This window comes from Clostridium saudiense (genome assembly GCF_000577815.1).
GTDB lineage: Bacteria > Bacillota > Clostridia > Clostridiales > Clostridiaceae > Clostridium > Clostridium saudiense.
This window is the reverse complement of the sequence record NZ_CBYM010000031.1, coordinates 20,007-40,747: the sequence shown is the minus strand read 5'-3', so window position 1 is coordinate 40,747 and position 20,741 is coordinate 20,007. Positions and strand designations below refer to the sequence as shown.

The 20,741-nt window shown below is 27.4% G+C and carries 19 protein-coding genes; 14 read left to right on the top strand and 5 right to left on the bottom strand.

Translation table 11 applies throughout. From position 1 onward, the window contains the following. The first annotated feature begins 132 nt into the window (after nt 1-132). From TY07_RS13250 to TY07_RS18850, 10 genes are all read left to right on the top strand, one after another. Nucleotides 133-1,551: a lipopolysaccharide biosynthesis protein gene (locus tag TY07_RS13250; protein ID WP_042400839.1), complete on the top strand. Its 1,419-nt coding sequence runs from the start codon at nt 133-135 to the stop codon at nt 1,549-1,551. Nucleotides 1,552-1,579: 28 nt separating this feature from the next. Beyond that, on the top strand, nt 1,580-2,743 hold the full coding sequence (locus tag TY07_RS13245) for a CDP-glycerol glycerophosphotransferase family protein (protein ID WP_042400836.1): 1,164 nt from the start codon (nt 1,580-1,582) through the stop codon (nt 2,741-2,743). Nucleotides 2,744-2,788: 45 nt separating this feature from the next. Beyond that, nucleotides 2,789-3,496 (top strand): 2-C-methyl-D-erythritol 4-phosphate cytidylyltransferase, encoded by a 708-nt coding sequence (ispD, locus tag TY07_RS13240; protein WP_042400833.1) that lies wholly within the window; start codon nt 2,789-2,791, stop codon nt 3,494-3,496. Beyond that, nucleotides 3,497-4,537, top strand: a complete 1,041-nt coding sequence (locus tag TY07_RS13235; RefSeq protein WP_042400830.1) for an alcohol dehydrogenase catalytic domain-containing protein — start codon at nt 3,497-3,499, stop codon at nt 4,535-4,537. A gap of 23 nt (nt 4,538-4,560) precedes the next feature. Further along, nucleotides 4,561-5,586, top strand: coding sequence for a glycosyltransferase family 2 protein (locus tag TY07_RS17415; protein WP_052330731.1), 1,026 nt, complete (start codon nt 4,561-4,563; stop codon nt 5,584-5,586). Between the two features lie 14 nt (nt 5,587-5,600). Continuing rightward, nucleotides 5,601-7,019 carry an O-antigen ligase family protein gene (locus TY07_RS13225; RefSeq protein ID WP_042400827.1) on the top strand — a complete coding sequence of 473 codons (1,419 nt, stop codon included), beginning with the start codon at nt 5,601-5,603 and terminating at the stop codon, nt 7,017-7,019. Nucleotides 7,020-7,029: 10 nt separating this feature from the next. Further along, the gene (locus tag TY07_RS17410) at nt 7,030-8,004 is read left to right on the top strand and encodes a glycosyltransferase (RefSeq protein WP_052330730.1); all 975 of its coding nucleotides are present in this window, start codon (nt 7,030-7,032) and stop codon (nt 8,002-8,004) included. A gap of 211 nt (nt 8,005-8,215) precedes the next feature. Then, nucleotides 8,216-10,081: a polysaccharide biosynthesis protein gene (locus TY07_RS13215; RefSeq protein ID WP_042400824.1), complete on the top strand. Its 1,866-nt coding sequence runs from the start codon at nt 8,216-8,218 to the stop codon at nt 10,079-10,081. Nucleotides 10,082-10,606: 525 nt separating this feature from the next. Further along, complete coding sequence (locus TY07_RS17840) at nt 10,607-11,137, top strand: reverse transcriptase domain-containing protein (RefSeq protein ID WP_341349580.1); 531 nt, start codon at nt 10,607-10,609, stop codon at nt 11,135-11,137. 2 nt (nt 11,138-11,139) lie between these two features. Next, nucleotides 11,140-11,355, top strand: coding sequence for a hypothetical protein (locus TY07_RS18850; RefSeq protein ID WP_341349579.1), 216 nt, complete (start codon nt 11,140-11,142; stop codon nt 11,353-11,355). Nucleotides 11,356-11,445: 90 nt separating this feature from the next. Here TY07_RS18850 and brnQ read toward each other — a convergent pair whose 3' ends face one another. Continuing rightward, complete coding sequence (gene brnQ / locus TY07_RS13200; RefSeq protein WP_042400817.1) at nt 11,446-12,699, bottom strand: branched-chain amino acid transport system II carrier protein; 1,254 nt, start codon at nt 12,697-12,699, stop codon at nt 11,446-11,448. Between the two features lie 402 nt (nt 12,700-13,101). On the opposite strand from brnQ, the gene galU reads away from it, so the two are divergent. Beyond that, nucleotides 13,102-13,971 carry a UTP--glucose-1-phosphate uridylyltransferase GalU gene (gene galU / locus TY07_RS13195; RefSeq protein WP_042400815.1) on the top strand — a complete coding sequence of 290 codons (870 nt, stop codon included), beginning with the start codon at nt 13,102-13,104 and terminating at the stop codon, nt 13,969-13,971. A gap of 94 nt (nt 13,972-14,065) precedes the next feature. Here galU and TY07_RS13190 read toward each other — a convergent pair whose 3' ends face one another. After that, complete coding sequence (locus TY07_RS13190) at nt 14,066-14,971, bottom strand: O-antigen ligase family protein (protein WP_172684749.1); 906 nt, start codon at nt 14,969-14,971, stop codon at nt 14,066-14,068. Between the two features lie 10 nt (nt 14,972-14,981). On the opposite strand from TY07_RS13190, the gene TY07_RS18385 reads away from it, so the two are divergent. Next, a complete protein-coding gene (locus TY07_RS18385; protein WP_172676185.1) occupies nt 14,982-15,197 on the top strand; it encodes a hypothetical protein in 216 nt (71 codons plus the stop codon). A gap of 142 nt (nt 15,198-15,339) precedes the next feature. On the opposite strand, the gene trpS is transcribed toward TY07_RS18385, so the two are convergent. The 3 genes from trpS to TY07_RS13175 all read right to left on the bottom strand — a co-directional run bounded on the left by trpS (nt 15,340) and on the right by TY07_RS13175 (nt 17,948). Further along, complete coding sequence (gene trpS, locus TY07_RS13185) at nt 15,340-16,338, bottom strand: tryptophan--tRNA ligase (RefSeq protein ID WP_042400844.1); 999 nt, start codon at nt 16,336-16,338, stop codon at nt 15,340-15,342. A gap of 193 nt (nt 16,339-16,531) precedes the next feature. Then, entirely contained in the window at nt 16,532-16,696 is a 165-nt protein-coding gene (locus tag TY07_RS13180; protein WP_042400811.1) for a zinc-ribbon domain-containing protein, read from the bottom strand. A gap of 181 nt (nt 16,697-16,877) precedes the next feature. Continuing rightward, nucleotides 16,878-17,948 (bottom strand): endospore germination permease, encoded by a 1,071-nt coding sequence (locus tag TY07_RS13175; protein ID WP_042400808.1) that lies wholly within the window; start codon nt 17,946-17,948, stop codon nt 16,878-16,880. Between the two features lie 229 nt (nt 17,949-18,177). Between TY07_RS13175 and TY07_RS13170 the strand changes: the two genes are divergently transcribed. Together TY07_RS13170 and TY07_RS13165 are read left to right on the top strand one after the other, a co-directional pair. Continuing rightward, nucleotides 18,178-19,599: a spore germination protein gene (locus tag TY07_RS13170; protein WP_042400805.1), complete on the top strand. Its 1,422-nt coding sequence runs from the start codon at nt 18,178-18,180 to the stop codon at nt 19,597-19,599. Next, entirely contained in the window at nt 19,589-20,713 is a 1,125-nt protein-coding gene (locus TY07_RS13165) for a Ger(x)C family spore germination protein (protein ID WP_042400801.1), read from the top strand. The genes TY07_RS13170 and TY07_RS13165 overlap by 11 nt, the downstream gene beginning before the upstream one ends. Nucleotides 20,714-20,741 lie beyond the last annotated feature (28 nt).

The window sequence follows — 20,741 nt, the reverse complement described above, 5'->3', positions numbered from 1 at the left end:
ATAATATATTAATAAGTTATTATAAAAAAGTTTTATAATAAACTATTTTGAGTTATAATAATTAAATACGTTATACATAGAATATATATTACAAGAAGTTTATATAATTAAAATACTGTAGGGAGAGCACATATGAGGATTAAATCATTACTAAAAGGAAATACTCTTTTAAATTCTGCAATTTGGTATACTGTAGGAACTTTTTTGTTAAAAGGAATTAACTTCTTTACAACACCTATATTTACTAATCTACTAAGTACAGAGGAGTTTGGAATAATAACAATTTATTCTACTTGGAGCGCAATATTTGCAATAATAGTTGGATTAAGTATGAATGGAACTATAGGTAGTGCTAAAGCAAATTTAGGTGATAAGGAATATAATGAATATTTATCTAGTACATTATTTCTTGGAACAATAAGTTTCGCCGTAATTTGTATAGTTAGTTTACTTTTTAAGAATGAACTAGCTAATATATTTGGATTAAAAAGTTCATTAATTTTAATATTATTATTTGAAAGCTTTTTTGCTTTTGTAATTAATTATGTAACTGCAGTTTTTACATTCGATAGGAATCATAAGGCGTTTCTATTCACTTCTGCAATATCCACAATTATAAATGTAAGTGCATCAGTATTACTTATATTATCAATGAATAATGAAAGATATCTTGGAAGAATTTACGGTGGTGCTATAGCAACTATAGTTATAGGAGTTATATTGTACATAAAAATAATTCTTAAGGGGAGAACATTTATTAATATTAAGTACTGGAGGTTTGCTTTGCCTATAGCTATTCCTCTTATACTTCATAATTTATCACATTTAGTATTAAATCAAGCGGATAAAATTATGTTACAAAAATATACTAATGATGATATTGTAGGGATATATAGCTATACCTATACTATTGGAGCTTTAATAAATACCATACAGATTGCACTTAACAGTGCGTGGATGCCATGGTATTTTGAGAAATTAAAAGAAAAAAATAGTGAAGAGATTAAAAAAGTATCAGCAATATATATAGGGATATTTACAGTTTTAACTTCGATGTTTATTTTAGGATCACCTGAAATTGTAAAGATATTATCACCAGAGTCATATTGGTCAGGAATAGGATTATTACCTATAATAATAGCTGGATACTATTTTGTATTTTTATATACATTCCCGTCAAATTTTCAATTTTATATGAAGAAAACAAACTTTATAGCCATGGGAACTATTATATCAGCAATTATTAACATAATTATAAATTATATATTTATTAAAAAAATAGGTATGTATGCAGCTGCTTTATCAACTTTAATAGCATATATAGTTTTATTTGCAATGCATTTTATAATAGTTAAATTTAAGTTTAGACATGCAGATTTTCCGTTTTTATACAATTTGCTAGGCGTTTTTGTTATTATAATAATAAGTTGTATATTTTACATTTTCTTAAATAATATGTTTGTGAGATGGGGAGTTATATTTTTAATTATTTGTGTATGTGCATACTTAGGTTTGAAGTATTTAAAAAGAAATAGTATTGATAAGAATTAATAAATAATTAAGGGGATAGAATAGTAAAATGAAATTTTTTAAAGAAATTAGAATGAAAGTATTTATACAAATCTACTATATTTTACGTATATTTACAAAAGTTAATAATAAAAGAATATTATTTGAAGCATATTGGGGTAAAAGCATATCATGTAATCCGAAGGCTATGATGGATTATATGATAGAAAATGGATACAATGATTATCAATTCATAGTTGTTTATAATGGAAAAGATAAAATAAGTAATAATAGAGTTAAATATGTAAATATAAGAAGTATAGATTATTTATATTATTTATGTACAAGTAAGTATTGGGTAGCAAATAGTCATATAATGGGTGAATTAAAGCCTAAAAAAAATCAGGTTTACATGCAGACTTGGCATGCTGCAGGAGCTTTTAAAAAATTTGGATTAGATATAATTGAAAGTGAAGATGATAGGGATCATGAAAAGTTAGCATGGAGAAAAGAGGCCCAAAATTGGGATTATTTACTTTGCAGTAGTGAAGAAGTTAGAGAAATTTATAGTAATGCGTTTGGTGTATCTGAAGATATAATATATCCAATTGGAATTCCGAGAAATGATTGTTTCTATGATAAGGAAAAAATATTAGAATTAAAGAAATATATAAATTCACAAATAGGAAATAATTTAGGCAAAAAAATAGTATTATATGCTCCAACTTTTAGAGATAATAGAGAATTTAAATTAATGTTTGATTTTGATAAGTTATATAAGGAATTAGGGGATGAGTATGTAATTTTATTAAAACTACATCCCAATATCATGGATGATGCAATTAATATAGATGAGAAGTATAGTAATTTTGTATTTAATTTCTCTCATTATGGAGAAATGCAAGAATTATTATTAGCAGCAGATTTACTAATAACTGATTATTCATCGGTTATATTTGATTTTGCTTTAACTGGTAATCCTATAATTTTATATTCCTATGATTTAGACGAGTATAAAAATGAGATAAGAGGTTTTTATTATGAATATGAAAGTTTTGTTCCGGGACCAATAGTAAAAACTGAAAATCAATTAATAAAAGAGATAAAAAATTACGATGAGTTAAAATCTAGAAATAGTAATAGGGTTAAAAATTTCGCTAAGAAATTTAATCAAAGGGAAGAAAAAAGCTCATCACAATTAGCTGTGGAATTATTGTTAAGCAGTAATAAATAAGAGTAAAGAAATTAAAACTATATTAATATAAGAAGGGTGATAAAAATGAATATAGCAATTATTTTAGCTGGTGGATCAGGAACAAGAATGGGGAGTGATATACCGAAACAGTTTATAGATATATATGGAAAACCTATGATAATACATACATTAGAAAGTTTTGATGTAAATCCAGAAATAGATAAAATAATGGTAGTTTGCAAGAGTGAATGGCAAGAGGACCTTAAAATATGGATAAGAAAATTTGGTTTAAATAAGGTAAGAGGTATAGTTAATGGAGGAGATACTAGGCAGGAATCTGTATATAATGCAATAAGAGCTTTAGATGGAGAATGTACTGAGGATGATATTCTTGTTATACATGATTCAGCTAGGCCACTGATATCTCAAAGAATAATTAATGAAAATATTAGTGGAGCAAAAGAACATGGAGCTGTAGATACAGTTATACCTTCTGCTGATACTATTGTAAAAAGCATAAATAATGAAACTATAGATACAATTCCAAAGCGTAGTGAACTATACTTAGGACAAACACCACAAAGTTTTAGGTATAAATTAATTAAAGAAGCTCATGAAGTATCAATAGAAAGACAAACTCAAGATGCTACAGATGATTGTCAACTGGTTTTAGCTTTAAATAAAGATGTGTATTTAGTAAATGGAGATAAATTAAATTTTAAAATTACTACATTTGAAGATTTATTATTATTAAAATCAGTAATAAAGATAAGTAAGATAGAGGTGATTTAGGTGTTAAGCAAAGGGTTTAAGATAATTTCACCTAAAACATTTGAAATTGATGTAGATACTGTAAAAAGTAAAATAGGTAATGCAATTGTTAAGGTAGATTATATAGCTGTATGTAAAGCAGATTTAAGATATTACCTAGGCAAAAGAGATGAAAGAATATTAGGATTAAAATATCCAATGAGATTAATTCATGAAGCTACAGGAACCATATTAAAAGATAATACTGGTAAGTTTAAAGTAGGAGATAAAGTTGTTTTAGTACCTAATATTTGTGAATGCGATAACTGTGACTTTAATTGTAAGGATAATGAGGCTTTAGGTGAAAATTATTGTCCTAAGGCTAAGTTTGCTTCAAGTAATTATGATGGCTTTTCATGTGAGTGTCTTAGCTATCCAAGTAAGAATATGGTTAAGCTGGATAATGAAAAGTATAGTGAAAAATATGTATTTTTAGAGTTAATATCTGTAGCGGTAGCTGCAATTAGAAGAGTTGATAATGTAAATGGATTGAAAATAGGTGTATGGGGTGATGGAATACTAGGATATATATTATCAAATACACTTAAGGTATTATTTCCAGAAAGCAAAGTATATTGTATTGGTAACAATGAGTATAAGTTGAATAAATTTAATATTGATGGAACTTATTTAGTTAACTCTGCTGAGCTAAATAAAGAAGTATTTGATTTATGTTTTGAATGTGTTGGAGGAAATGCTGCAGAAAATGCTATTAATCAAATAATTGAAAAGTGTAAGTTTGGTGGGGATATAGTATTAACAGGAGTATCAGAGAATGGAGCTTTAATTAATACTAGAAGAATTTTAGAAAAGGCTGTTAGAATAACAGGAACTACAAGAAGTACAGTAAGAGATTTTAAAACAGCAGTAGATTTAATAGAGAATACTAATTTATTAGATGAATTAGAGAGATTAGTATTATCAACTAATGAAGTGAATGATATATCTGCTTATTACTCTGTTTTTGAGAAGGAAGTTGAAAATAGAGAGCTAGGTAAGCATATAATGAAGTTAAATTTATAGAATATATATGAAGAGGGATTATTATGCCTAAAATAAGTATTATTGTTCCTATTTATAATGCAGAAAAAGTTTTAAAAAGGTGTGTAGATAGTATTTTAAATCAATCATACAAGAACTTTGAGCTTATACTTATAAATGATGGATCAAAGGATAAAAGCATAGATATTATTAATGAATATAAAGAAAAAGACGAGAGAATTAAGGTAATAGACAATAAAAATAAAGGTGTATCGGAAACTAGAAATATAGGAATAAAAACTTCCAAAGGAGAATATATCCAGTTTATAGATGCTGATGACTTTATTGATCCTTATATGATTGAAGAGACATTAAAAGAGATTGAGAAAAATAAAGCTGATTCAGTAATAACAGGATTATATTTGGATATTGAAAGTGAGAATGAGATAAAATCATCAAAGCAAACTTTTGAATATAAGATAGAAGAAGGAAATAGTAATATTGCAGTTGCTGTAATGGATAGACTGAACGGAACATATATTAACTCTCCTGTAAATAAAATATATAAAAAATCAATAATAATTGATAATAATATTTATATGGATAAAACAATTGATTTAGGTGAAGATTTATTGTTTAATTTAGAGTATTTAAAAAATTGTAAAAAAGTTATTTTTGATGATAAATGTTATTATCATTATTGTATGAAAGTTGAAGAAAATTTAACGTTTAAGTATAGAGAAAACAAGCTAGACTTAATGTATTTTATTTATTGTAAATGTAATGATTATTTTAAAGAGTGTAATATTAATAATGAAAAACTAGTAAATTTGAATAATCTCTTTATTAAATGGATGTATTCTTGTTTTATAGATTTGCATAATAAAGATTGTGCATTAAGCCTTAATGAAAAGATTAGATTGATAAAAAAGTCTACAGAGAAATATGGTGAAATAATAAATAATACTTATAATATGGGAACAATGATTAAGGTATTAAAGGTATCATTAAGATATCCATTATTAGTGTGGATTATTAGTAAATTTATTTTTATTATTAAAGTTAAGTTTAGACAAATACTATATAAATGATTGGAGTTTTAAATATGAATATAATTAACAATGTATATAAGTCTAAGTTATTAAGTGATAGTGTTTATTATAAAATTGTATTTATGACGTGGGCATTAGTACATACATTAAGCTTTGGACCTAGAATTACAGGGTATTTTTCTCCAATAATATTATTGTGGGGATTACTTATACTATTTAAAAATTTAGTATTGGAACGAAAGAATATCAAGAAAAGTTATTTTTGTATAATTTTTGCATTTTTAGCGGCGTATGTTATTACGATAGTTGTTAATAGCTCTCTTAATATTTTTGGAAATACAAAAACACTAATATGGTCAGCAATAATGTTGCTTGTTATGTTTATTAATGAGTATTCACAAGATAATAAAAAGGTATATAATGATATAATAAAAGTTTCATCAGTAATAGTAATAAGTACTTTTATTATATCAGTTATTTCTGTTGCAATGTTTTGTTTAGACATTTCATATTGGGTTAATAGAGCTGATGGAGCACTAATACCACAGGGATATTATGCTGCGAGATTATGGGGAATATATGTGGATCCTAATCAAGGAAGTAGTATAGGGATAGTATCTTTAATATGTTCAATAATAATTATTATTTTTGCTAATAAAAGCTTTAAAGGTAAGATAAAGTTATTTAATATAATAAATATTATAATTCAATATATATTTATTATTTTAACTGGATCAAGGGGGGGAGAAATCGCCTTTATTTTTGTCTTACTTGGATTAATATATCTTTTAACTGATTATTTATTAAAAAATAAGATAAAAGCAATTGTTATAAGAACTATAGTAGGATTGTTATGTGGACTTATTATTTCTGTTACTATAGTATTTTCTTTTGAAAATAGTAGAAAGCTTTTGGCTAATATACCGAGATTAACAATTAGTACACAAGAATTTATAAGTAATACAACAGGAACGGATGTAGGATCTCACTCAGGGAATATTACTGTTGAACGACCAGATGTAGGAGGAGGAATAGATTCATCAAATGGAAGATTGACATTATGGAGAGATGGATTTAGATTAATAAAGTATTCACCAATATTTGGATTTGGAGATAGAAATATTGTTTCAAAGGCAGCAGAATTTACACCAGGATCATCTTTAGAAAAGCAATTTGTTCATAATGGTTTTATTCATATGCTTTTATCTGGTGGGATAGTAGCAGTAAGTATAATGATGACTTTATTGGTATTAATAATGATTAATATTGTAAAGATTGTATTTGGAAATAAAAGATATAATAGAGGCTATTATATATATAGTATTATGTCATTATTGATAGGTTCTTTATTAATTACGGCTGTATTTTTAACTGAAATCTTTTATCAGAACTCATTCATGGCAACTGTATTCTGGATATATATGGGCTTTGTGGTTGCATTAGCTAATGATAAAAAGTTATTAGAAAATTAGGAGAATATATATGAAAAATGATATTGTACTTTCCATAATTGTTCCTGTATACAATGTTGAAAAGTATCTGGACGAATGTTTAGAAAGTATTATTAAAAATTATGATCAAAAGATAGAAGTGATTCTAGTAGATGATGGATCTAAAGATAATAGTAGTGTTTTATGTGATGAATATGCTAAAGAATATAACTTTATAACTGTAATTCATAAAGAAAATGGTGGATTATCATCAGCAAGAAATGCTGGAATAGATAAAGCAAAAGGTAAGTATATATGGTTTGTTGATAGTGATGATTATATATCTGATAGTAGTATTTCAAATATACTTGATGCAGCAAGGAAGAGTACTGATTTAATAATAGGGAATTATTCAGTTTTTTATCCAAATGGAAATAGAGAAATTTATCAAGATTTTAAATTTGATATAAAGGAAAATATGAAGCCTTATGAATATTTTTATCAGTTAGGTAATGTGAGTTATGCTGCGGTAAGATTCATAATAAGGAGAGAGATTATCTATAAATATGATTTAAGATTTATGGAAGGTATATATCATGAAGATGAACAGTGGACTCCAAGGGTATTATGTACGAGTGAAACTTTTTCAGTAATAAAGCCAACAATATATAATTACAGATTAGGAAATTCTAATTCAATAATGGGAATGGTTAACCCAAAGAAAAGTTATGATAAAATTATAATATGTAATAGTTTATATAATATAAGTAAAAAAAGTGATTTTTCAAAAAATATGATTGAATATCTAAATAGTAGGATATTACATAATTATATAGCCATATTAAATGAATATAGTAAATATTCAAAAGAAGAAAGAAAGAAATTATTTAAGATTCTTAAGGAAAATTTATACTTAATAGATGATTATAATAGTAAAAAGGCTACAGTAATAAAGTGGGCAATTAAATTCTTTGGAATACCTATTACTTCAAAGTTATTGAGCATTAGAAATAAAATAAGTAGATAATATAAAAGGGGGATTAATAAATAATACTCCCTTTTATATTATATATAAGAATATAATATAAAAGATATTGAATAGATAAATAATAACTATTAATTTATTTAATAAGGATGTAAGAAAATATTAATTTGATTATAGAATTATATATTGATATAATTAATATGATAATTTTGGATGTATAAAATATCAATGAATTATGAAAGGAAGAGGAGCTATGGGAAGTGAAAAAAAGATAAGAGTTATGTTGTTAGTAATAGCAGATATAATTCTTATTAATGTAGCGTATTTAATAAGCTTTTATATAAGGCTTGGCTCAGTATATAATGAAATTTATAATGATATTTATGTAAGATATTTACCATTGATTTTAATAACGTATATAGGAATGCTAGCATTATTTAAAATGTACAGGAGTATTTGGAGGATAGCTGGAATAGATGAAGTAATTTATGGAGCAACAGCATGTTTTAGTGCAGGAGTTTTAAATTTTGTTATCTCAGAATTTATGTCTTTTAGAATTCCAAGGGTAGTAACTATACTTTCATGTTTCTTTATAATAGTATTTATTCTAGGATTAAGGCTTTCTTATAGGATTATAAGAAGAATAAGCATATATGGTAGAGGATATATAGGTAATGGAGAAAGAGCTATAATAATAGGGGCAGGAGCTTGTGGACAATTATTAATAGAGGAAATAAGAAAAGATGAGTCCTTTAATTATAAGATAGTAGGATTAATAGATGATAATCCAAATAAAAATCATACTTACTTAAAAGGTATAAAGGTTTTGGGAAATAGGAATGATATTTTAGATATTGTTAAGGAAACAAAAGTAACAACTATATTTTTAGCAATACCATCAATGAGACCAGACGAAAAAAGTAAAATACTAGAGATTTGTAAGGAAGCTAAAGCTAAAGTTAAGATAGTACCAAGCTTTTATGAGTCTATTGATAGTGGAATTGATTTAAAGCAAGTAAGAGATGTAGATTTAAAGGATTTGCTTGGTAGAGAAGAAGTTCAGTTAGATAAGAGTGGAATAAGCGATTATTTGACTAATAAGGTTGTTCTTGTTACTGGTGGAGGAGGATCTATAGGCTCAGAACTTTGTAGACAAATAGCAACATTTAATCCAAAAAAATTATTGATTTTAGATATTTATGAAAATAATGCATATGATTTACAGAATGAGTTAACTAGAAAATTCCCTAAGGTAAATAAGGAAGTAATTATTGCATCTGTAAGAGATAAAATGAGATTAGAAGAGATTTTTGAACAATATAGGCCTGAGGTAGTATTCCATGCAGCAGCACACAAGCATGTACCTTTAATGGAAGGAAGTCCACAAGAAGCAATTAAAAATAATGTAAAGGGAACTTTAAACGTTGCTGAATGTGCAGATAAATATGAAAGCGATAAGTTTGTAATGATTTCTACAGATAAAGCAGTTAATCCAACTAATGTTATGGGAGCAACAAAGAGATTGTGCGAAATGATAGTTCAGGCTATTAATATTAGAAGCAAAACTGATTTTGTGGCTGTAAGGTTTGGAAATGTTCTTGGAAGTAATGGATCAGTTATTCCATTATTTCAAAAACAAATTTCTGAAGGTGGTCCTGTAACATTAACACATAGAGATATAGTTAGATATTTTATGCTTATACCAGAAGCGGCTCAATTAGTTCTTCAGGCTGGAACTTATGCTAAAGGTGGAGAAATATTTGTATTAGATATGGGGAAACCAGTAAAGATATATGATTTGGCTATAAACTTAATAAAATTATCTGGATTTGAGCCATTTAAAGATATAGATATTAAGATAACAGGATTAAGACCAGGTGAAAAGTTATATGAAGAATTATTAATGGATGAGGAAGGGTTAGAAAAAACAGCACATAAGAAAATATTTATAGGAAAGCCTGCAAATTTTGATTTAGATAAATTAAAAGAAGAAATCGAAGAAATTAATAATATAGCAATTCAAGGGGATAATGACTTAATAAGAGCTAAGCTTAAGTCGATAGTTCCAACATATACCAATTTGGAAGAGAAAGAAGTTGCTATTGAAAAAGATGAATAAGGATGTGTCAGCTATTGCTGGCACATTTTTTTATGTGCGCCCAGCATGGGCAACAACTTGACGGTGAAAGTCCGTTGTGGGCTTGGTAGTGGGAACCACTAGCCAATGACAAGGGTGTCTACTGTGAGGTAGAATCTGAAGGAAGTCGGAGGCAAAGTCTCGGTCTGAGGAATACGAACTACATACAAGGCTTACTAAGGTCGGACGAGTTTGCATAACAAAACAAAGTCCAACACTACCCGAAATCTTAGGAGTAAATGTAGCAGATATATGAGATGAAGGTTGTTGTTCTTACCTGGGGAGGTCTGATAGATATATTACTAATAAAGATGAATTTCTAAAGTAATAACCTACATAGCGATATGTAGCTGAACTATCAGAAGTCAGCAGAAGTCATAGTAACTCCGCTAATCGCGATAGCGGACGAAGGACTGAACCTTAAGGAGGTTTTGAAGTTTCAAAGTTTCGCAGAATAATCAAAGATTGCAGAAAACTAAATATTTAGGCCCTAGTGCCAAAGATAGAGTGGAACTCGAAAATAGGCAAAGAGTGCATAGAGAATTCTCGGCAACTTCAAAAAGAGAAACCGATGAATTTGAATATGGCTCATTAGAAAGAATATTATCTAGACAAAACTTACTTCAAGCAATGAATAGAGTAATATCTAATAAAGGAAGTCATGGAGTTGATGGAATGACAGTTTATGAACTTAAACAATTTCTACAAACGAATTGGCTCAAAATTAGAGAAGATATATTTAATAATGAGTATAAACCAATGCCAGTTAGAAGAGTTGAAATCCCAAAACCAGATGGAGGAACTAGATTATTAGGAATACCTACGGTTTTAGATAGATTTATCCAACAAGCAATCTCACAGGAATTAAATCTAATTTATGATGAAAATTTATCAGAGAATAGCTTTGGATTCCGCCCTCGCAGAGGTGTAAAAGATGCAATAAGGAAAGCTGAAAGTTATATTAACGAAGGTTATACATGGGTTGTAGACATAGACTTAGAGAAATTCTTTTGGATAAATGGATTAAACGGAGATTAAGAATGTGTGTATGGAAACAATGGAAGAAGGTTAAAACAAGATATAAAAACCTTAATAAATTAGGACTTAATCACTATCAAGCAATAAAATTCGCCAACACCCGTAAAGGATATTGGCGAGTAGCAAATAGTGTTATATTAAATACTACACTAACAAATAAATTCTTTAACGACTTAGGCTTGAAAAGCCTAACGCGTCAATATATTAAAATTCATTAAACTTAAGGAACCGCCGTATACCGGACGGTACGTACGGTGGTGTGAGAGGACGGAAAATAAAATAATTATTTTCCTCCTACTCGATGTAATTTATTCAGCTTTTTTAGGTTTTATAAAGCATCCAATAACTAAAGCAATTAAAGTAGGAATAACCCATCCAAATCCAACACTAGCTAAAGGAAGGAAGTTTAAGGCACTACCAAATAGTGCAAATAATAATCCAAATACTAATGAAGTATAAACAGCCAATCTAATAGCTATTATATTAGTTAAAATCTTATTAAACATAGTAACTATAATAATAGTAATAGCCACAGGATATAAAACATTTAATATTGGAACAGATAACTTAACAATCTTATCAACACCTTGACAAGCAATTATGTAACTCATTATAGAAATAGCAATTGCATTGAATTTATAAGATAACTTTCCATTAGTTACTTTTTCAAAGAAAGTAGAACCAGCTGTTAACAGTCCTATAGAAGTTGTTAAACAAGCAAGACCGATGGCAGCTCCGATTAAACCTACACCAAAAGTACCTAAAATTCTTCCAGCAATAAACACTAATAATGAAGTGTTTGATATGTTTGCATCAACTAAGTTTACAGTATGAGCACCTATATACGTTAATCCACCGTAAACAAATGCTAATCCAATAACTGCAATAATACTAGCTTTTAATAATACAGAATTAATTTCTTTTCCTTTATAGCCCTTATCAATTATAGAAGAAGTTATTACTCCTGCAAATAATAAAGCAGCTAATGCATCCATTGTTTGATATCCTTCAAGTAAAGATGTTGATAATACATTAGTTGCATCAGTTGATACAATTTCACCAATAGGGCTTATTACCCCTTTTACAATTACTATAGCTAATATTATTATTAATGCTGGTGTTAAGAATTTACCTATAGTATCAATAATTGATGAACGTCTTAATACAAAGAATAAGTTAATAATAAAGTAAATTGCCATTACTATTATTGGCGACCAATTAGGGAAAAATGGAAATATTGAAATTTCAAAAGTTGTTGCAGCAGTTCTTGGAATTGCTAATAGTGGTCCTATTGCAAAGAATAAAACAGTTGTAAGAATTAAAGTGAATTTTACACCTATTTTATTTGTTATACCTTCAAAAGTACCATTACCTCTTGAGCATGCAAGTATAGCAAGTAAAGGTAGTCCAACACCTGTTAGAACAAATCCAACTATACCTAATAAGTATTTGTCACCTAGCATATTTCCAAGTGCAGGTGGGAAGATTAAATTTCCGGCACCGAAAAACATTGAAAATAGGGCAAAACCTACTACAATAGAATCTCTTGTTTTATTTTTCATATGTATACCTCTTTCTAAAGAATAATTTATAAATTATTAATTTAATATAAGATTTAATTAATAAATTAATAATTATTAATTGCAAACTTAATAATAACATTTATTATAGCTATTTTCAAATAAATAAACTATATATATTTGAAAATAACTATACATAAAAAGCTATTAATGGTTATTTTATAGGGAATAATAAAAATTATAAAATAGAAGTAGATATGAATTTTGTAAAGGCATTGGGATAAATTACTTTATTCTTTTTTTAAATAGCCTATTATGATATTATAATATTATAGAGAACTCCTTCTCATTACAGTTGAAGGAGTAATTTGAAATAGCCAAATTGAAAATTTATATTTTCAGTTAAGTATACTAAAATTTTACTTGTGTAAGAGAGGGAATAATATGAAAGTAAGAAAGGCAATAATACCAGCAGCTGGACTTGGTACAAGATTTTTACCAGCAACAAAAGCTCAGCCGAAGGAAATGCTTCCAATAGTAGATAAGCCAACAATTCAATATATAATTGAAGAGGCAGTAGCATCGGGGATTGAAGAAATACTAATAATTACAGGAAGAAATAAAAAGTCTATTGAAGATCATTTTGATAAATCAGTTGAATTAGAAATAGAACTTGAAAAAGCAGGAAAGCAAGAAATGCTTGAGATGGTTAGAGGAATTTCTGATATGGTGGATATTCACTATATAAGACAAAAGGAACCAAGAGGTTTAGGTCATGCAATTCATTGTGCAAAATCTTTCGTTGGTAATGAACCATTTGCAGTAATGTTAGGTGATGATGTTGTTGATAGTGAAGTTCCATGCTTAAAGCAATTAATTAACTGCTTTAATGAGTATAAGACTACTATATTAGGAGTTCAAACAGTAGATCCTAAAAATGTTGATAAGTATGGTATTGTTGATGGAATTCATATAGAAGATAGAGTATATAAGGTTAAAAGATTAGTTGAAAAGCCAGCAGTAGATGAGGCACCAAGTAATGTAGCTATATTAGGAAGATATATTATTACTCCTCAAATATTTGAAATATTAGAAAATACTGCGCCAGGAAAAGGAAATGAAATTCAATTAACAGATGCATTAGAAACATTAATTAAAAATGAAGCTATGTATGCATATGATTTTGAAGGACAAAGATATGATGTTGGTGATAAGTTAGGATTCTTACAAGCAACTGTTGAGTTTGCAATGAAGAGGGAAGAACTTAGAGAACCATTTATAGAGTATTTAAATACTAAACCTTGGGAAAGATAGTTAAATATTTAAAAGATATAATCAATAAGGTTTGATTACTTTAGAGAATAGAAAAGTCAAACTTATATTGATTATATCTTTTTTATTAATAAACTTAGGAAAGATTATTCTTTATATAAGTCAAAATTCCTAAGAGTATAAAGAAAGTAATGATTACTTTTGAGGCTCCAATATAGCAATCAATTAAGTTCATCAATCCAAAGCTTATAAATGATGTACCAAAACCTATAGTTAATACTTTTATATCATTATTTACACTGTTAGTAATAATTTTATAAAAGGTATAAATTATTGAAAGAATTAAAAGAACGAATAGAATACTTCCTAAAATGCCTAGTTCAACTTGTATTTTTAAAAAGATATTATGAGGATGAAGCGCTAAGTATTCATCATGAACAGAATATTCAGGATAATTATTTATATATATAGGATAATCAACGGAGAAATTTTCGTAACCGACTCCTGTTAATAAATTATCTTTTATCATTAATTTGGTGATTTCCCAAATTTTGAAACGTGAACTGTTTTGAGTAGTATCAAAAATTTGAAGGAATCTCACTCTGCTTTGAGGAATAATGAATAATATTATCGGAATAAATAAAGATATCACTAAATATTTTTTATTCCATAAGATATAAAATAACATAAATCCAATTATTATTGATAGAAGTGCACTTCTAGATTGAGAAAAAATAATATTTATTAAAAGTAATATAATTAATACTAGATATAAGAATTTTTTCTTTTTATATTTAGTATTAATTAATAGTGAAATAACTATAAAAATCAATAAAATAGAATATGCACTTAAGTTATTAGGGTTTTCTAAAAACGAAGGTATACGTATGCTAGGATCTATTGAATAGCCTAGATACAATGTGTAAATAATTTGTGAAATACTGAATATACCTGATAAAAAACCTGTAAATATAAGACACTTAAAAATAGCAGTGAGTTCTTTTAGTTTATATGCAATTAAATAAAATACAAATATATACATTGAGAATCTAATGCTATTTGTTAAAGCAATATGCTTATCAGTAGCAATAAAAGTAGATAGATACATAAGAATATTGATACAAGAAATTATTAAAATACAGGGATTATTAACAATATTTTTAATAAGTGATATTAGTTCTATTCTTTCTTCATTAAATAGTAATAATGACAATATATACAATAAAGCTAAAAGATATAGAACAGTATCAGCACTGATAATTCCATAGGTTGGTAGTATAGGATAGATTGTTATGTAAAGTAATAATAGTATATATACAACTTTTCTGTAAATTTTCATGTTAAACACCTTTCAAAAATAAGGATATAATAATTATTATTATATCCTTAATAATAGAATATATGACATTTTTATCTAGGTATAAGCCCTATTTTCTTTTGCATCTTTCTTAAATTCTTAATAGCAGCATAATTTGCTTTTTCAGCACCAAGCTTATAAATTTCTTCTAAAGCTTTTTTATCTTTAAGTAAGTTGTTTACTCTTTCTTGAATAGGAGCTAATTCTTCAACAATTGCATCTGCAACATCTTTCTTTAAATCAGCATATCCCTTATCTTTGTAAAGCTCAACAACTTCATCTTTACTATATCCCTTAATTGAAATAAGAATATCAAGTAAGTTCTTAACGCCTGGTTGTTCATCAGTATAATTTATAACACCAATACTATCAGTTACAGCTCTAGAAATTTTCTTTCTTATAACTTCAGGAGGATCCATAATTAAGATGTAGCTATTAGGATTATCATCAGACTTAGACATCTTTTTAGTAGGATCTTGAAGACTCATAACCTTAGCTCCAACTGGTGGAATATAAGGATCTGGTACTTTAAATGTTGGACTGTAAGCATTATTAAATCTTGTAGCCAAATCTCTAGCAAGTTCTAAGTGTTGCTTTTGGTCAATTCCAACAGGAACTAAATCAGTGTTATATAATAATATATCAGCAGCCATAAGAACAGGATAAGTAAATAAACCAGCAGGGATTGAGTCACCGTGCTTTTTAGATTTATCCTTAAATTGAGTCATTCTTGAAAGCTCACCCATATAAGTATTACATGTTAATAACCAAGCACCTTCTGAGTGTGCAGGCACATGTGATTGAATAAATAATGTATTTTTATTTGGGTCAATACCGCAAGCAATATAGATTGCTAAAACTTCTAAAGTTCTTTTTCTTAAATCTGCAGGAACTTGTTTAACTGTAATTGCATGTAAATCAACTACACAGAAAAAACAATCGTATTCATTTTGAAGCTTAACCCAATTCTTTAATGCTCCTAAATAATTTCCTAAAGTTAAATTTCCAGAAGGTTGAATTCCGCTGAAAATTATCTTTTTCTTATCTGCTATGTTTTCCAAAGATAGCACCCCTTTTCTAAATTTTAAGGCTAGTAATAATTTGACCTTTTCAGTCGTACATGATTAATTATAGTTACTATTATAAAATTACCAAAATTTTATGTCAAATGAATTATGCTATATGATGATAAAGTATAATAAAAAAGGAGCTACACTAGTAGCTCCTACATTTAATTCTAAATAATTATCTTCTGTCTCTATTCATTTTTTGAGCTTTTCTAGCTCTTCTGCAGTCTGGGCATCTTACAGGATCATTTTCAAATCCTTTTTCTTTGTAGAATTCTTGTTCTCCTACAGTAAATACAAATTCTTTTCCACAGTCCTTACAAATGATCTTCTTATCTTCCATTTTCATTTACCTCCTTAAAATCCATAGGGCTAATCTTGATAAAACTACTAACTTAACCCACTAAGGAAAAAAGGGGTATTTAATGATATTATCATAGAATTTCCTAATGATTTTTATTACACTATTATTATAGCATAATTTACCAAAAATGCAACAAAGATACTGTTGAAATAAGGTAAAATTATTTCTTTTTATAACGAACTTGAAAAGCGATATAAGCAATTAATGGAATTACTATAAATAATACTAGATTAATGTATTGATAATACTTTAGTATAAAAAATAAAATATAATTATTCCTAGAAATAAAGCTTGAAAATATAAATACAGCCAGTGTATAAACTGTTATGAAATATTTAGTATTTTTAATATACTTTTTATATATTATGTATATTCCATAAGTACAAAGAATATATTTCAAGAAAAATCCTGCAACTGTTTGATATAAGAAAAAGAATTCTCCAAATTCTAAAAATCCTCCAATTTGAACTCTTTGACTTTGAGTAAATTCAGGATAAAACAAATTCGCAGCTCTAATAGGTCCAAAACTAGATAATATACCAATTAAAACATAAATGCAGACGGCACCTAATATACCTAATCCAATAACACTATGCTTTCTTAAGTCTTTTCCACTATTTAAGTATTTTAAATAAGGTAAGGCAATAACAAAAGCAGATAATGAACATAAAACAAGTAAAAGGGTAGAGAAAAATTCACTACTGATATTGCCAGATAGTACTGGCATTATATATTTAATATCCTTATATTTTTCAGTAATAATAGCTAATAAGGCAGTATTAACACCTAATGAAGATATTAATATTATTACAAATGTTAATAATGTACTCATACTTTTTCCTATTAAAAATACTGATGGTAAAAGGAAAAATATTATTATATACCACGTAGGAGTTTCTAGGAAAAAGCAAGACTTAATAACATTAGCTTCTACAGAAGTAGCTTCTAATGAGGCTAAAAATAATCCAAATGCAAATAGAAGCAAAAATATATTTCCTAAAGTCTTAGAAAGACCAATGGTAAATATCTCATTTATATTATAAACTTTTTTAGAATCCATAACATAAATTAAGTACATCGCAAATGCAAAAAATATTAAATATATAATTAATGTATATAGCCAAGTGTCCCTTCCCCCCTCTTTAATAAACAAAGAAGGATATGTTTTTAATGATATATATGTAACACTAAATATAAAGAGTATAAAGTGTTTTGCTGATATTTTATTCATTTTTATTCCTCCAACACTAAATATAAACTGACTTTCTTAACTTTAAGTAAGGTTTTAATCAAAACTAAAGCATAGAATAAGTTATCTAAGAGTGAAGTGTTATTAACTCCAGAATATATAATTTGAAATTAATAATATTCACTATAAGATAAGCTAAGTCTATTTTATTATTCTCAAAAAAAATGAATATTAAACATGTGTAGAGGAATAATATCCTTAGGTGATGTAAATGGATAATTTAAGTTATATTAAACAACGATTTGAAGGGAATTTTGATGTAAAGTATAAAGATGTAAATACAATAATTGGTGATGGTACTATTGTATTTATAGATGATTTATGTAATGGTCAATGGATGATGGAGTATTTAATATTACCATTAAGGGGATTTGGACAATTAAAGGGAACTTCTATAAAAACCCCTAATGATTTATTGGAAAAGGTGCTAGATATAAGTGCAACTGGAGTGGCGAAGGATTTAGATGATGCACTTATGCATGTTTTGTCAGGAGATGCTATATTAGTTTTAAAAGATTTTAGTGAAATTATCTTTTGTGAGGTTAAAAACTTTCCAAGAAGGGGAATAGGAATACCTGAAACAGAAGCTGTTTTAAAGGGGCCTAGAGAAGGGTTTAATGAACTTATAGTAGATAATGTTGCACTAATAAGAAGACGTGTAAAAAATCCTAATTTGAAATTTGAAGCTGTTGTAGTTGGTGAAGAATCGCAAACAGCTGTTGCACTTGCATATATTAAAGGAGTTGCTCCAAATGAATTAGTAGATAAAGTGAAAAATAAAATTAAAAATTTAGATATGAGATTTATATTAGATTCTAATTATATTGAAGCAAATTTAAAAAAGCAGCATTCGTTTTTTGATACTATAGGGTATACTGAAAAGCCAGATGAGGTGGCAGCAAAGTTATTTGAAGGGCGTATAGCACTTATTGTAGATGGCACACCTTTTGTAATAACAGCTCCATATTTCTTTTTAGAAAACTTTCAAATGCCTGATGATTACTATATAAATAGGTATTATACAAATTTTAACAGGATTTTAAGGTGGATTGCATTTTTAATGGCTTCATTTTTGCCAGGACTTTATGTTGCAATAATTACATATCATTTTTCAATGATTCCGAGCCTATTTGTATTTAGGTTAGCGGTATCAAGGGCTGGAGTACCATTACCTACTTTTATTGAAGTAATTGTAATGATGCTTGCATTTCAACTCATTAAGGAAGCCGGCTTGAGATTGCCACACCCTATTGGTGGAGCAATGAGTATAGTATCTGCTCTTATTTTAGGGGATGCGGCTGTAGGGGCAGGAATTGCATCAAGAATTACTATAATTGTAGTTGCAATAAGTACATTAAGTTATTTCTTAATTCCTAAAATTTATGGTGCAGTTTCATTTTGGTCAATAGTAATAATGTTAGCATCAGCATTATTAGGTTTGCCAGGTTTCTTATGTGCTTCAATGATTTATGTTATTCAAATAGTAGAACTTGATTCTGTAGGATATCCATTTTTATTTCCACTTGGCACTGTAAGTGAATATAGATTTAAGGATGTATTCTTTAGAGGAAAGTTAAATAGAATTTCTAATAAAATAATAGGAGCAGGAGGTAATAAGGCTAATGAAAAATAGACGAATAAAGGCTTGGGTTTTATGTTGTGTAATTTTATTGCCATTACTTCTAACAGGATGTTTTAATTATCATGATATTAATAAAGTCACATTTCCAACAAGTGTGATTTTTGATGTTGATGATTTAGGAAAGAGTATTTTATATTTAGATTGTATAAAGCCTTATAGAAGTACTAATGATAGTTCAGATAAGGGAAGACGTATTATTTATAAAGGTGAAGGAAAAACAGCTATGGAGGCCTTAGAGGATATTAATAGGGTATCTAGTTATAAACTTGATTATAGTCAAACTAGAGCATATATATTTACTGAAAAGGCTGCAAGAAATGGAATAAAAAAGTTTTTAGATTTAATTAATAATAATAGTGATTTTCAAATTAAGCCAAGTGCTTTTGTTTATTATGGAGATGTTGAAGATTTATTAGATACTGTATCAGGAGATGAAGAATATTTAGGATTATTTTTAAATGATTTAGTTGGTAAGGAGAAGTATAATTCTAAGTCAGTAAGATCTAATATTAATTATTATTTAAGTAATACATTAATGGGAGGAAATACAGCATTATTAACATCTATTGATTTAAAGGAAGATGCATTAGATAAAAAGATAGAAATAAATGGAGCATCTATTTTCAAAGATAATGTTTTGGTTGAAAAAATAGATGTAGAAAATACTTTAATGTATAATATGTTAATGGGTGGAGCTAAAAGTGGGGTATTAGAAGCAACTAATCCAAATAGTAAATCAGATTTTATTAGTTTAGAAATATTAGATAGCAGTGTTAAAGATACTTTAAATTACGAAGATGGAAAATTTAAATTAATAAAAGAAGTTAATGTTGATGTAGATATAAGTGAAATACAAGGGAATTTAGTAGTTGATCAATCAGTGTTAGATTATATTGTTTATAATGAAGAAGAATATATTAATGGATATATGGAATATATTTTTAATAAGTACAAAGAGAAGGATTTAGATATTTTTGATATTAAAAGATTAGCAGAAATGTACTTTCCAAAGGAAGATATAGAAGATCCATTAAGTATAGCTGATTTAGAAGTAAGAACTAAATTAACTATTAAGGGAACTGGAGTTGCTAAAGATAGTCTTTAAATAATAAATAAAAAGCCTTTATTAATTA